Genomic DNA, 14,510 nt, shown 5'->3' with positions numbered 1-14,510 from the left:
TACACTTATTCAATAATTTCTAAAGGTGGTAAGCTATTGATTAAATCAACAGTTTGTACAGAAACATTAATAATAGAAAGTAATAAATTGAAGATATACTTATCGTCATCTGAATACTCATTAGGGTCATCTACAATTTCAGTCTTCTTATCTACCTTTACTTGATACTGATCAATAATCCATTCAATAGCTGGACGACCGTTTACAACGTATTCATATGCTTTTTCAGGTATGTTTCTGATTATAATATCACTGTTAAATATGATTGTATCTCGTTGTCCACGTTTTGAGTATTTCATTTTTTGAACACCATACAACGGTATTTTTGATTTGTACTCAACATCAATATATTCGTATGGTGCACATTCTTCATAGTTTATATGAAGCTTTACAAGTTTTTCACCAACACGAACAAATTCTTTCATATTTTTCACCTTTGGAATTCGGGGAAATCCTTTTACAAGATCATTTTCATATTTATTAAGATATTCCTTACTATGAAGAATTGCATAAATATAATATATGAAATCTTCTTTGTCCAATCCAAATTCTTTGCTTAGTCTATCAGAAATTAAACTCTTACTTTCATCCTTGAATAGCTCTCCTTCCTCAATACCATTTAATAAGAAGACTTGTCCCTTTTCCATAATGTCCATACTAGGAATAGAATCAAATGCTAAGACGGAAAACCCTTTCCTCGAACCGATACCTGAAACCATTATTCCAACGTTGGGTTCATCGAAGTAACCTCTCCAATATGCACGAGCACTTTCTATAATATTCCTATCGTAATTTAAATATTTTTTTGTAAATGGACGATATAAACTTTTGACAATTTTTTTATCAGAAAAAATGATCTCTGTATTTCTTTCCAGCTTTTGTCTAAGAGACCTTGTCCATTTTATTATTTTTTCATTTTTCTCGGCTAGTTCAAATTTATTTTTTTCATTGATAAGTCTCAGTCGCTCAAAATTGTAATTAGAGATCAGCCTTTTAGTGTTATCGTAAACTTTCTGCTTAGAGAAGTTATATACCCAAGAATCACGATTAGTTACTATTCCAGACGTCTTTTCTGTAAATATCGACTCATTTATATTTTCTTCATCGTACATTGGACTGAAGTTTTTATAAGTTTCATCACGTTGGTTTATCCAGTCTCCATTATTATCAGGAATGACTTCTGACCAATCAATGTTTTCTATAGACTGCCATTGACTAAGTAAATCATTTTTCTCTTTTCTCGTTAGGTAATCACCAATGTCTTTGTAGAAAACTTTTTGTTTTTCTGATCCGTCCTTAATTAGTACAGAGATACTAACGCCTGTCATTATGTCAAACACATTTTGCCCTTCACGTTTGGCTAAATCACCAGAACGTCCTCGAATCGCTCCCCTTAAATTCAAAATAAATAGATGGTTAAATTCCTGTGCAAAACTTTTTCTAATCCCATCCATAACAGGCTTATCAATAAATGAGCTATTTGTTACAAATGCTATGACTCCTTGTTCTCCGATGCGATCAGTTGCCCATCGGAAAGCCCTTATATAGGAATCATAGTAAGTTCTTAATGACTTTGAACTCGCTAACTTTACATAAGTTTGAGCTATACTCCTGTCCAATATTTCATATTTCATATTTTTATTATTCTCATTTTCATTTCCTTGCCCTGCACTATATGGTGGATTTCCTAGAATAACGAAAATCGGCTTTTCTTGCTGTCGCTTTATTCGTGAATTGTTCTCATCGAATAATTCATCCATAAATGAATTTTTACTTTCCGTACTCTCAAAGGTGTCTGTTAAAACAATTCCCTCAAATGGAACATAGTCTCCCCCGTATAGGGTATGGAAAGTTTCTTCAATGTTAATGGCTGCAATATAGTAACTTAACAGTACAATTTCATTTGCATGGATTTCTTGTGTATATTTGCGTAATAAATCCTCTTTCGAAATAAGACCACTTTGTAATAATCGGGTTATAAAAGTCCCTGTTCCTGTGAATGGGTCCAATACATGCACACCTTCACTTGCTAAAGACTTTCCAAAGTGTTTCCTTAATACATCATCAATAGAATGAATAATAAAATCTACAACTTCTATAGGAGTGAAAACAATTCCTAAACGTTCAGTAGTTTCCTTAAATCCTACTTTAAAGAACTTATCATATAGTTGGATAATAATATCTTGCTTCGCTTTTAAGTTGTCTACGCCTTCAGCACGCACTCGAACACTCTCGTAGAACGATTCTAATTTTTCTTGTTCTCTCATGAGACCTTGTTCATCCAAAATGGACAATATTGCATCCATAGATTTAGATACGGGATTATTTTTGACAAAACTATACGAATCGAATAAGGCTTCAAAAACTGGTTTTGTAATTAAATGCTGTGCTAACATTTCAATCGATTGTGTCTCAGTAATAGAATTGTTTATGTTATAGCGTAAACTTTTAATAAACTTTTCGAATTCCTTATACGCTTCACTATTTTTATCCTCTAACATTACCCGAATACGCATCATATGCTGCTGTGCAATTTCCGCAACGTCTTTCGACCAATCTTCCCAGTACCGAACATTCCCAACTTTACGGACCAGTTTACCGTAGATTGCACGCTCTAAATCCGTTAAATCATCTTCTGTCAGCATCAATTCTAATTGATGTGAAACTGGCGTTAACTCCCCACCTTCCGGAGCATCACCAACGCCAATAATTTGAATCTGACCAGGCTTTTTCTTATTTAATTCAAGCTTATTGATTGTTGCATCAAAACGCTCGTCTAATGAACGCAAAGCATTCAGCACTTCCCAAACAACACGATACTTCTCGTTGTTGTCGAGTACACTATTTGCATCCTTTCCAGCCGGAACACCTATCGGCAAAATTACATAACCATAGTCTTTGCCTTCTGATTTACGCATAACACGGCCAACTGCTTGAGCAATATCAATTTTCGATCTACGTGGTTTCAAAAACATAATAGCATCTAAGTCGGGGACATCTACACCTTCTGTTAAGAAGCGAGCATTTGATAAAATGCGGCAAGTGTTATTCGGGACATCGTCTTTTAGCCAAGAAATTTTTTTGTTCTTTTCTAAAGCATTCATTGAACCGTCTGCATGGTCAATTTCGATATTATATTGATGCTCATCCTCAGGGTCTTGATTCAAATACTGATCTACAACGTGTGAAAACATATCTGTAATTAATTTCGACTCACGTATCGTGCCCGTAAAAGCAATGGCCCGCTTCATTGGTGCCCCTAATGCTTCGTCTGAATCGCTTTTCCTTCGCACTAATCCATTCCAGCAACCAATAATCTTTGTAATATCATCAAACTCCAATTCAGAGTCCCTATTCGCTAACATTTGCTGAAAGCGACGAGCTATCATTTCCTCATCAACAGCTAATACCATAACTTTGTAGTCAGTAAGGATACCTTTACGGATGGCGTCACCGAACCCAATACGATAAAACTCTTCTCCATATAATTCTGGGTTGTCCATATCCGCAATGACTACAGACATTTCCTCTGCTTTTTGTTTAGCAGCATCACCATATACACGAGGTGTAGCCGTTTGGTATAGACGCTTCGCAGTTTTAATATTCTCGTCATAATGCACCTTTGTAAAGCTACTATCTTCTTTGCCGAATTCTGTAGCTCCTGTAGTACGGTGTGCTTCATCACAAACAACTAAGTCAAACTCATAAAAGCCCTTCTTCTGCGCCTCGATTATTACATCAATTGACTGGTATGTAGAGAAAACCGTTAGGAAATCTCCTTTTGCTTGATTCATTTCAATACGCTCTTGGTACTTCAAAAGCTTTTCAGGACTTGTCGTTGCTGGGAAACCAATATCCGCCACAGTAATGTCTTCAAACTCAGTATTACTCTCTTGTTTCGTAACTTTCCTGTCTGAACAAACGGCAATAGCATCCATATTGTAATTTGTATCAGCTGTCCACCCACGTAAGGTTTGGGAAAGTAGTTGAATGCTTGGCACTAAATATAGGACTCTGAAAATGCCGTTCTTTTTCTTTGCCAACTCCTCAGCAATTGCCATTGACGTGTATGTCTTCCCTGTTCCAGGAGCCATGATAAGCTTTCCACGATCAACAGTTTTAAATCCATTTACAACCGCCTCAATAGCAGGTATTTGGTGAAGACGAGGGGTTTTTTTGCTTTGTATTTTCACCTTTTCAGGAGTACTATAGCTGAATTCTGACCAATCAATAGTACTGTCCTTTAGTTGAGTTAATGATATCCGGGTAATTTCTTTATCACGGCCAAGAAGAGCATCTTCTGCATTTTTACCCCAATTATCAGTTGATGTGATAATAATTCCTTTTGAATAATACTTTTTACCAACTTCGTTTAAAAATGAATCAATATGTTGCTTGTGAATAGTTACATCTTCTGCATAGTATTTACATTGAATTGCAACCAGATCACCTGTTTCATGTTCCTTAGCAACTAAATCAACGCCTGTATCATTTTTGGGGATTCCATATTCCTCCGGAACCTCGTTTAATGTCCAAACATCATCGAATAAGCGCTTATACATCGGCTCATTTTTAAAATATGTACGTGATAACAGCTCAAACATTGTCCCTCTATCACGTTGCGTGCGGTACGGTGCATCCATTTCCTTGACCAACGAAATGAAACTTCTAGAGCTTTTCGCTTCTGTACTCATTTAGCTCACCTTTCTGTCTCAAATGTAGTGTCTACAATAATCTATAGCTTAATTATATCATTTAAACTAATTAACAGGAGATACTTATTATGACATTCGCTATTGAGGACAGTGTGTTAGCTACAACAAAAAAGTGGAGATAGTATAGATGTATGGAAACAAGTTAGTTAAGTCTCTGTCCAAACAAAATTGACAACCACAAAATAATTAACGCACCAGGGGGGGCCTTTGTTGTGGTCTGTTGCATTATTCGTCTGAATCCGCACCATGCACCACAATTATTTCAAAGTAAAGATAGCGAGACTAAGTTAATTTCGAAATTCCCCGCCAGTGGCGCAGCATGACAAGAATAAGTATAAAAACAACTCATGGAATAGAAGTTTTTTGAAGTTATCTTTCCCCCTTTTCCGTTAGTAGTAGGTATTAGAGTAAATAATTATAGGATGATATTTGTATATGATAATAGTATGTCTGAGTAAATGATATTCAGCTTTTCTTTTATGAATATCCTATTTCATTTTTGACGGTCTCTATTTAATAATTGAATAAGAGTATTGCATTTAACGCATCAAAAAAAGCTACCTGATTGGTAGCTCATTGTAATTATTTAATATACCCCCCATCTATCATCCACTGATTTATTGCCTGTGTTTTTTTCTCTTCTTCTTCATCCAGAAAAATGTTTTTGTTGCTGTTATTTTGCCAAGCGTTTGATTTACGTTTTTTAGTTCGTTCCTTACTGATTTTCAGATAATTATCCACTTCATCTTTCCAATTGACCTCAATTATAATATTATAGGTCCTTTCAAGATATTGAGTTACTAGTGTAAACAAATCATAAATAACATCCCCATTTACTGATCCATCATTATATTTTTGAATAAGATTGCCATATAAATCACGGTCTGTAAATTCAATGTTTTTAGTGGCATTGACCAACTGTAGCAATTTATTTCCCCAATCCCCGTTGATATCATCGGGTATTCTTTTACTGAGAATCTTTGTTGCAAAATGGAAAGCTTCACTTAACACAATATATGGATTATGACTAAGATCCCACCGCGGAATATATCTTTTCTTTTTGCCTTTTTTCCCATACGATTGAATAAAGTTTTTAGCTTCCAGGCTTTTTAAAGACTTACTCACAGACGAGGATGTTACCCCTAAATACATAGCTAAAGTCTGTTGTGTAGGAAAAGCGCAACCTTTCTCTTCATTGTAAAGACTGTATATATTAAATAGTACCATCTTTTCCTCTTGGCTCACTCTAAGACACCGGTGGATATTGTTCGGTATGTAGACATACCCTAAGTTTGCTTTGGTTTTTAATTCTCCTCCTTCACTCATCTTCTTTAAATAATCAACCAATTTCATCATATTTCATTCCCCTTCATTACTGTTATTCGCAAATTAACACTTGCACTTGCATATACGCTGATCACTTAATATAGTTAAATTAAATTCGCACCACTTTTCACAAAAAAATTCCCGTAGGCATCAAAAGGCCCCCATCCAATGCCGCTTCAAGGCTTGAAATGCTAGGCACTGGGGGGGTAATTATAAAACCTCAAATTTATTTTGTTTTTTATTCATTCACCCTAGAATCAGGGACTTGACATACGCCTGTCTAATTCTGTTCAGCCACACAACCTGTTATAAATAACTGTAATTATTTCAACCACTTTCTATTATGTATATATTGTCTGCATTCCCCTTCTGCCTTGCTGCTCTGTATTGTTCCCCCTAGAAAACGAATAAGCAACCGCTAACACATCTTCTTTATTAACAACCGCCCGCCCAGTTTTGAATGCAATTTATTAATTCTTCTTTTTAACTCTTTCATTCCATGCTCGTATAAAGCAACGAAAGCACATATTGTGGCGGGGATTAAATGAGAAGGAGCTACTATTAATGAATAACCAAGCAATGATGATAGATATAGAAGATGTAGTAATGAGAGCTGTTCAGAAGGCATTGTTAGCTGCCCAGCATCAAATGATGGAGAGTGGATGGTTGTCCTTGAAAGAAGGTGCCAAGTACGCTGGTGTCTCTTATAACACGTTTGTGAAGTTCCGAGAGATGGGATTACAAGTGTGTGAGATAGAAGGGATTAAGCGGGTATCACGCAAGGAGATTGACCGTTTTTTACAAGATCATAGTTTCTGATTTAATTTGATGAGGATTTGCCACTAGAATCGGTTATAATATCGCTAGAGGTAAATCCTCTCTTTAATCATTTGCCCCCGCAACTGATTCAGGAGGAATTATCATGGCAAAGAAAAAAGTATCACCCATAAAGAGTTATAAGCTGAAAAACGGTGAATTACGATATGAGTTCCCGGCTTATTTAGGTGTTGATCCGCTAACCGGAAAGCAAAAACGTACAATGAAGCGGGGCTTTAAAACACGTAAAGAAGCGGAATTAGCGTTAGCTCGTATCAAGTTAGATGTTGCTAACGGCACATACCAACAAGAACGTGCCGAAACTTATCAGGAAGTCTATGACCTGTGGGTGAAGCAATATGAAAAGACCGTTGAGGAGAGCACGTTTGTAAAAACAACAGGTATCTTCAAAAATCATATATTACCGGCTATGGGTGACTACAAGATTGAAAAGATACATGTCGATGTTTGCCAAAAGCATGTAGATGAATGGGCGGACAAGCTAAAGAAGTTTCGTATGGTAAAAGCATATGCTGCTAAGGTATTAGACTTTGCGATTAAGCGTGGCTATATACAAACAAATCCGTTTGCACATGTGGATACGCCCGCCAACGTTTCTAAGAAGTCTATTGTGGCGGATGAAGACGAAACAGAGAACTTCTATACTCGTGAGCAGCTTATTGAGTTCCTATCGTGCTTAGAGCAAGAGAGTAACTTCAAAGCATATGCCCTATTCCGATTACTAGCCTTCAGCGGTATGCGTAAAGGTGAAGCATTGGCGCTTACATGGAACGATCTAAATTTCACTACAAATGAAATTCGTATCAATAAGGCACTTTCACGTGGTAAAGATAATCAGCTATATGTAAAATCCACTAAAACCGGCGTATCACGTGCCATCAAAATGGACGACAAAACAATGACCGTGCTAAAAGAGTGGAAGAAAAAGCAGAAGCAGGATTATTTAAAGCTTGGCTTCAATACGTTACAACCAAAGCAGCTTGTATTCAGCAATGAGCATAATGAGTATTTGCAACCTACGAAAACTCGCAAATGGATTGTACATGTGCAGAAGAAATATAGCATCGGTACAATAACTACGCATGGATTACGTCATACCCATTGTTCATTGTTATTTGAAGCGGGAGCTACTTTGAAAGAAGTGCAAGATCGTTTAGGCCATAGTGACGTTCAGACGACAATGAACATCTACGCTCATGTTACGAAGAAGGCAAAAGAAGAAGCAATATTGAAGTTTGCCAACTACATTGAGATGTAGATAAATGACTACGCTTTGACTACGTTTTTGACTACGTTCGATTGATACTATATGAAATCAGATGAAACAGGGTAAAAGAAAAAACCCTTGAATATCAAGGGTTTTGACACTGTTTGAAACTCCATGAAATTAATTTATGGAGACGGCGGGAGTCGAACCCGCGTCCAGAGGCTCCAACACTCAAGCATCTACGCGTGTAGATTGTCTATTGGGTTTCGCGCTTCCGTTTGCCGACAATCAGGGCGACTCGGAGGCGCTATCCTGGTAGTCTCTTCCGGCTGCCTCAGGAAGCGGCAGTCGTCGTATCCCACTAATAGGTGAGCCTTACAATGCCACATGGGCGATGGAACTGCAAGGCAGATTCATCAGCTTACGCTGCGAATGCTAGGTTGTTGTTTGTTTTGCCTGTTATTATAGAATGCCGTTTCTGACGGAGCCGAGCCCTCCGACGCGCAACTCAAGCTCAGACCACCCCTGTCGAATCCGTAACGTCCCCGATGGGAATGTCAGGATCTCCTCGACTTGCGAGGCACTGAACTTAACTTCTGAACCTAGTATACCTCATTTTCGGCCAAATTTCAATACTGCTGTTTGGCTTTGAAGGCGCGCTCCATCTCGCGTTTCGCCTCTTTCTTCTTCAGGTCTTCCCGCTTGTCGTAGTTCTTCTTCCCTTTTCCAATGCCGATCAGCACTTTGGCGAAGCCGTCTTTCAAGTACATCTTCAACGGGACGATGGCCATGCCCGCTTCTTTCGTCTGCCCGATGAGTGTGCTGATCTGTTTCTTATGCAGCAGCAGCTTTCTCGAACGGAGCGGGTCGTGGTTGAACCGATTTCCCTGATCATACGGGCTGATGTGCATATTGGAAATCCACGCTTCGTTGTTGCGGATGCGGACGAAGGCATCGCGCAATTGCACTTTCCCGTTCCGAATCGATTTGATTTCCGTTCCTTGAAGGACGATACCCGCTTCGATCGTTTCTTCGATAGCGAAGTCATGGTTCGCCTTTTTATTGACTGCTACGACTTTCCCTTGGCCTTTTGCCATCTCGTTCCCCCCTCTAGCATGCCGGAGGGGTGATCACCTCTCCGGCACTATTTTCTCTTTCTTGGCGCTTGCTTTTTGGACTTTTTCGCAACGCCCTCGTAAAATTTCTTCTTTTTATTGCCCAAGCCGCCTGAACCGCTCGAACCGGATTTCTTCCGATCCCGTCCATTGCCTTCAGACTTTTTGTCGCTACTACCACCACTGCCGCTTCGTTTCTTCGCGTGAATCACGGTTGGTGTCTCTTTGCGCTTGCGGTGGAACGATTGTTTCATTCCAACGATTTCGAAGTCGATGGCCTGCTCTTCCGGTTTGACCGACACGACCCGCACCGTCACTTCATCCCCGATCCGGAATTGCTTGCCGGTGTGCTCCCCAATCATGATCATTTGCCGATCATCGAATCGGTAATAGTCATCCGTCATATAGCTGACGTGGACGAGCCCTTCAATCGTATTCTCCAATTCGACGAACATGCCGAAGTTTGTCACAGAAGAAATGACGCCTTCGAACTCTTCCCCGATTTTATCTAGCATATATTGCGCTTTTTTCAATGATTCCGTATCCCGCTCCGCATCGACCGCACGGCGTTCCCGATCGGAAGTATGCTGCGCGATTTCCGGCAGCTCCGCACCCCAATGCGTCAGCGTCTGGGACGACACGTCTTTCTCAATCAAATACGTCCGGATCAACCGATGGACGATCAAGTCCGGGTACCGACGGATCGGCGCCGTGAAATGCGTATAGAATTCAGTAGACAACCCGAAATGCCCCAAGCTTTCCTCGAAGTATTTCGCTTGCTGCATTGAGCGTAGGAGCATGGTGGAAATGACCGTCTCTTCTGGCAGCCCTTCAATTGATTCGACGATTTCCTGTAATGCTCTTGGATGGACTGCATTGCCTGTTCCTTTGACGACAATTCCGAAATTCGTCAGGAACTCGAAAAAGCGCTGCAGCTTTTCCTCTTTCGGATTTTCGTGGATCCGATAGAGGAATGGCACTTGCATCCAGTGGAAATGCTCGGCAATCGTTTCATTCGCCGCCAGCATGAACTCCTCGATTAGGCGCTCGGAAACTGTACGTTCCCGGACCACGACATCGGTCGGCCAGCCGTTTTCATCGACCAAAATCTTGGATTCCTTAAAATCAAAGTCGATTGCTCCCCGATCCATCCGCTTTTGCCTTAGGATTTGGGCCAAGTCCGCCATATCGTTGAGCATCGGCACGATATGTTCGTATTTCGCAGACAGTTCCTCATCTTTTTCCTCGATGATCTGATAAACGTCCGTATACGTCATTCGTTCGTCGGAGCGGATGACACTTTCGAAAATCTCATGTTCGATCGCTTTTCCATTCCGGTCAATCGTCATCTTGGCAGTTAACGTTAGCCGGTCCACACCTGGGTTCAATGAACAAATGCCATTTGATAATTTATGCGGCAGCATCGGGATGACGCGGTCGGTCAAATAGACACTCGTGCCGCGTTCATACGCCTCGGCATCCATCGGCGAATTTTCCGTAACATAATAGCTGACGTCCGAAATGTGGACGGATAGCACGTAGTTCCCGTTTTCATCCTTGAACAGTGAAATGGCATCGTCCAAGTCTTTAGCATCCGCGCCGTCAATCGTAATCGTCAATTCATCACGGACATCCCGCCGTTTGAATAAATCGTTTTCCTGCACCGTATCCGGGATTTTATTCGCCTGGTCAATCACTTCTTGCGGGAATTCGATTTCAATCCCATGATTGTAGATAATCGACAAAATATCGACGCCAGGGTCGTTTTTATGGCCAAGGATTTGCGTGACCATCCCTGTCGCGGACTTCAGCTCATCCGGCCAATTCGTAATTTCGACGACGACTTTATGGCCGTCTACGGCACCTAAGGAATCACCTTTGCCTATGAAAATGTCCATCGGCAATTTTTTGTCATCCGGAATGACGAAACCGAAGCCTTTATTATCCTGATAGGTTCCGACAACCTTGGTCGTGCCCCGTTCCGCAATGCGGATGATCGTGCCTTCCCGCCGGTCGCCCATCTGGCTATTGGAAACTCGGACAAGGACGATATCTCCGTTCATCGCTCCGTTCACCTCATGAGGCGGAATGAAAATATCATCCATCCCTTCCGTCTCCGGCGCCACGAATCCGAATCCTTTGGCATGGCCGATAAATTTCCCGCGAACGAGATTCATCCGTTCCGGCACGCCGTAGCGGTTCGTACGGGAACGAACAATCTGGCCTTTTTGCTCCAGGTGGACGAGCATTTTCACCAATTCCTTGAATTCCGCGGCTTGCTCCATTCCCATCAATTCTTGAATTTCCTGAACCGTCAACGGTTTATAGGCATCTTCTCTCATTAAGTCCAGCAATCGTTGCTGCAATTCCATTTCAAAACTATCCAATTGCATCCCTCCTTCAATACTATAGCTTGGTCATTTCGTATATGTTTCACACGCTCCAGTCGAGCGATTCCAGAAATTCGAACAGGTCTTCATGAAGCTGTTCCTTTTCAGGGCCGAGTGTGATGACATGGCCGGACTCCTCGTACCATTTGATGTGCTTGTCAACGGATTCGGCATTTTCGTAAATGACATTTGCCGAGTCCGGATCAATCACATCGTCCTGTGTCGCCTGGACGACGAAAAGCGGTGCATAAATATGGTCGACATGATCCCGAACATCGTAAACCAATTCCCGAAGATCCGCCAAGGAAGGCATGGACTTTTGCTCCAACGCTTCGACTTCCTTTTCGATTTCTTCTTCACTTTTTCCTTCAAATCGCTTATATTCCCGCGCGTATTTCAGCACGCCTTCGTACATGAGATCGGTCGTGCGCATCGACATCGGCGCGCACATCGTGGCAATCCCTTTCACTGGCATGTTATACCCTACTTTCAGGGAAAATACGCCACCCAATGATAGGCCGATGACCGCGATTTCATCATAACCGGCATCTTTCAATTGATTGTAACCATTGACAACGTCCTGCCACCATTCGTCAGGACCGGTCTTAATCAATTCCTCCGGCGGGACGCCATGCCCTTTGTAGTGGGGAGCCAAAGATGTATAGTTTTTCCTCTCCAAAAACCGTCCAAACATCCGGACGTCCGCCGAGTTGCCCGTGAACCCATGAAGCAGCAACACAGCGCGCTTCCCTTTCTCGAAAAAGAACGGTTTCGGTATTGCGAATCTCATTCGATGCGACCTCCTACAAAAAACGCCCGACCATTCGGAAGGTCAGGCGTTTGTCATGTTATTGTCATAATGAAATTTAGAATTTAACGATGGCAATCGCCAATACGAAAAACAAAATGGATAGGACTATGGTAACCCGTTGCAACACGAGGTCCAAGCCACGCGCTTTTTGTTTTCCGAAAAGTTGTTCAGCCCCACCAGAGATGGCTCCTGAAAGACCTGCACTTTTTCCGGATTGCAATAAAACGACTGCGATCAATGCCAAAGCTACCACTACGAGCAGTGTCATCAGTATTGCGTGCATTTTGTTCCACCTCCTGAATCGAACTTCACAATACTTCTATTTTACCAAAACGGTAAGGACCTGACAACCTTTTGTGAGATTCGATGGGAAGGGGGTGAATGAATTTGTTGCGGAGCTGGGATATTCTTGGAGGAAACTCGAGTACCGGGGCATGAACTGGCGCACCTCCGAGACATATTCGTCACTTTTAAACAGATATCCGTCACTTTCATTTAATTATTCGTCACTTCTCCAAACTTATTCGTCACTTTCGGAAATTTAATCGTCACATCCAGAGATTTATTCCCGAATCAGGACTTTTATCAGGGTGAATCAAATAGGCCTCACCATTCGTTTCTTACCCCACATTACACTTTGCTTGCATTCCCCCACCATTTCCTTGCACTCCGCCACCGTTTACTTACACTCCCCACCATATTCCTTGCACTCAGCCACCATTCCCTTGCATTCAACCCTCACTTACTTGCAAATCAAGACTTTCCGCCCATAAAAAAAGCCCACCGAAGTGGACTTTTTCAACAAATTTATTTCTTCAAGTTATAGAATGATTTGATGCCCAAGTATTGTGCGGTTTCGTCCAATTGGTCTTCGATGCGGAGCAATTGGTTGTATTTCGCGACACGGTCTGTACGAGAAGGGGCACCTGTTTTGATTTGACCCGCATTCGTTGCTACCGCGATGTCCGCGATTGTCGTATCTTCGGATTCGCCGCTGCGGTGGGAGATGACTGCTGTGTAGCCCGCGCATTTCGCCATTTCGATTGCGTCGAATGTTTCGGTCAGCGTACCGATTTGGTTCACTTTGATCAAGATCGAGTTGCCGACGCCTTCTTCGATGCCGCGTGCCAGTTTTTCTGTGTTCGTTACGAACAGGTCGTCCCCGACAAGCTGGACCTTGCTACCAATGCGTTCTGTCAGCAATTTATGGCCCGCCCAGTCGTTTTCGTCCAATCCGTCTTCAATCGAGATGATCGGATATTTATTGCAAAGTTCTTCATACCAGTTGACCATTTCTTCAGAAGTGCGAATGATGCCTTCGCCTGCAAGATTGTAGTTGCCGTCTTCTTTGTTATAGAACTCGGAAGATGCGACGTCCATGGCCAAGACGACTTCTTCGCCTGGCTTGTAGCCTGCTTTTTCGATCGCTTCCAAAATTGTGGAGAGGGCTTCTTCGTTCGAAGACAAATTCGGTGCGAATCCGCCTTCATCGCCAACCGCCGTGTTCAATCCTTTTGATTGCAATACTGCTTTCAGGCTATGGAAGATTTCTGCGCCCATGCGAAGTCCGTGGCGGAAAGATTCCGCGCCGACCGGCATGATCATGAACTCTTGGATGTCGACATTGTTATCGGCATGCTCGCCGCCGTTCAAAATATTCATCATCGGCACCGGCAATTGCTTCGCATTGACGCCGCCCAAGTATTGATACAACGGCAAGTCCAAATAATCCGCCGCTGCATGTGCAACCGCCATGGATACTCCTAGGATCGCGTTCGCGCCCAATTTTCCTTTATTCGAAGTGCCGTCGAGTTCGATCAACGCTTTGTCAATCGCCACTTGGTCCAGGACGGAATAGATGTCTTCCAGCTCGTCGGCAATGACGTCGTTCACGTGCTCGACTGCTTTTAGAACACCTTTCCCAAGATAACGGTCTTTGTCGCCATCCCGCAATTCGACCGCTTCGTATTCTCCTGTGGATGCGCCGGACGGAACGATTGCTCGTCCGAATGCGCCGCTTTCCGTGATAACTTCTACTTCTACTGTCGGATTTCCGCGTGAATCCAGTACTTCTCTAGCTTGGATCATTGTAATGATTGGCATGTCATT

The 14,510-nt window shown here is 42.0% G+C and carries 9 protein-coding genes and 1 other RNA gene; 2 read left to right on the top strand and 8 right to left on the bottom strand.

The window, feature by feature from the left end:
• Positions 1–5: 5 nt before the first annotated feature.
• Together MKY41_RS19100 and MKY41_RS19095 are read right to left on the bottom strand one after the other, a co-directional pair.
• Positions 6–4,694, bottom strand: coding sequence for a DEAD/DEAH box helicase (locus MKY41_RS19100; RefSeq protein WP_340746579.1), 4,689 nt, complete (start codon positions 4,692–4,694; stop codon positions 6–8).
• Positions 4,695–5,297: 603 nt separating this feature from the next.
• A complete protein-coding gene (locus tag MKY41_RS19095; protein ID WP_340746578.1) occupies positions 5,298–6,071 on the bottom strand; it encodes a helix-turn-helix domain-containing protein in 774 nt (257 codons plus the stop codon).
• A 534-nt stretch (positions 6,072–6,605) separates the two neighbouring features.
• Here MKY41_RS19095 and MKY41_RS19090 point away from each other — a divergent pair.
• Together MKY41_RS19090 and MKY41_RS19085 are read left to right on the top strand one after the other, a co-directional pair.
• A complete protein-coding gene (locus tag MKY41_RS19090) occupies positions 6,606–6,860 on the top strand; it encodes a DNA-binding protein (RefSeq protein ID WP_340746577.1) in 255 nt (84 codons plus the stop codon).
• Positions 6,861–6,963: 103 nt separating this feature from the next.
• Positions 6,964–8,136, top strand: coding sequence for a site-specific integrase (locus MKY41_RS19085; protein WP_340746576.1), 1,173 nt, complete (start codon positions 6,964–6,966; stop codon positions 8,134–8,136).
• A 134-nt stretch (positions 8,137–8,270) separates the two neighbouring features.
• Here MKY41_RS19085 and ssrA read toward each other — a convergent pair.
• The 6 genes from ssrA to eno form a co-directional block, all read right to left on the bottom strand.
• Positions 8,271–8,632, bottom strand: a transfer-messenger RNA (tmRNA) gene (gene ssrA / locus MKY41_RS19080).
• Between the two features lie 82 nt (positions 8,633–8,714).
• The gene (gene smpB / locus MKY41_RS19075; RefSeq protein WP_340746575.1) at positions 8,715–9,182 is read right to left on the bottom strand and encodes an SsrA-binding protein SmpB; all 468 of its coding nucleotides are present in this window, start codon (positions 9,180–9,182) and stop codon (positions 8,715–8,717) included.
• Positions 9,183–9,229: 47 nt separating this feature from the next.
• Entirely contained in the window at positions 9,230–11,593 is a 2,364-nt protein-coding gene (rnr, locus tag MKY41_RS19070) for a ribonuclease R (RefSeq protein ID WP_445683358.1), read from the bottom strand.
• A gap of 40 nt (positions 11,594–11,633) precedes the next feature.
• On the bottom strand, positions 11,634–12,380 hold the full coding sequence (locus MKY41_RS19065; RefSeq protein ID WP_340746574.1) for an alpha/beta hydrolase: 747 nt from the start codon (positions 12,378–12,380) through the stop codon (positions 11,634–11,636).
• 76 nt (positions 12,381–12,456) lie between these two features.
• Entirely contained in the window at positions 12,457–12,684 is a 228-nt protein-coding gene (secG, locus tag MKY41_RS19060) for a preprotein translocase subunit SecG (RefSeq protein WP_041070986.1), read from the bottom strand.
• Between the two features lie 524 nt (positions 12,685–13,208).
• On the bottom strand, positions 13,209–14,504 hold the full coding sequence (gene eno / locus MKY41_RS19055) for a phosphopyruvate hydratase (RefSeq protein ID WP_340746573.1): 1,296 nt from the start codon (positions 14,502–14,504) through the stop codon (positions 13,209–13,211).
• Between the last annotated feature and the right edge of the window lie 6 nt (positions 14,505–14,510).

This window comes from Sporosarcina sp. FSL W7-1349, assembly GCF_038003045.1.
In the GTDB taxonomy this organism is placed as follows: Bacteria; Bacillota; Bacilli; order Bacillales_A; family Planococcaceae; genus Sporosarcina.
This window is presented reverse-complemented; position numbering and strand designations above follow the sequence as displayed.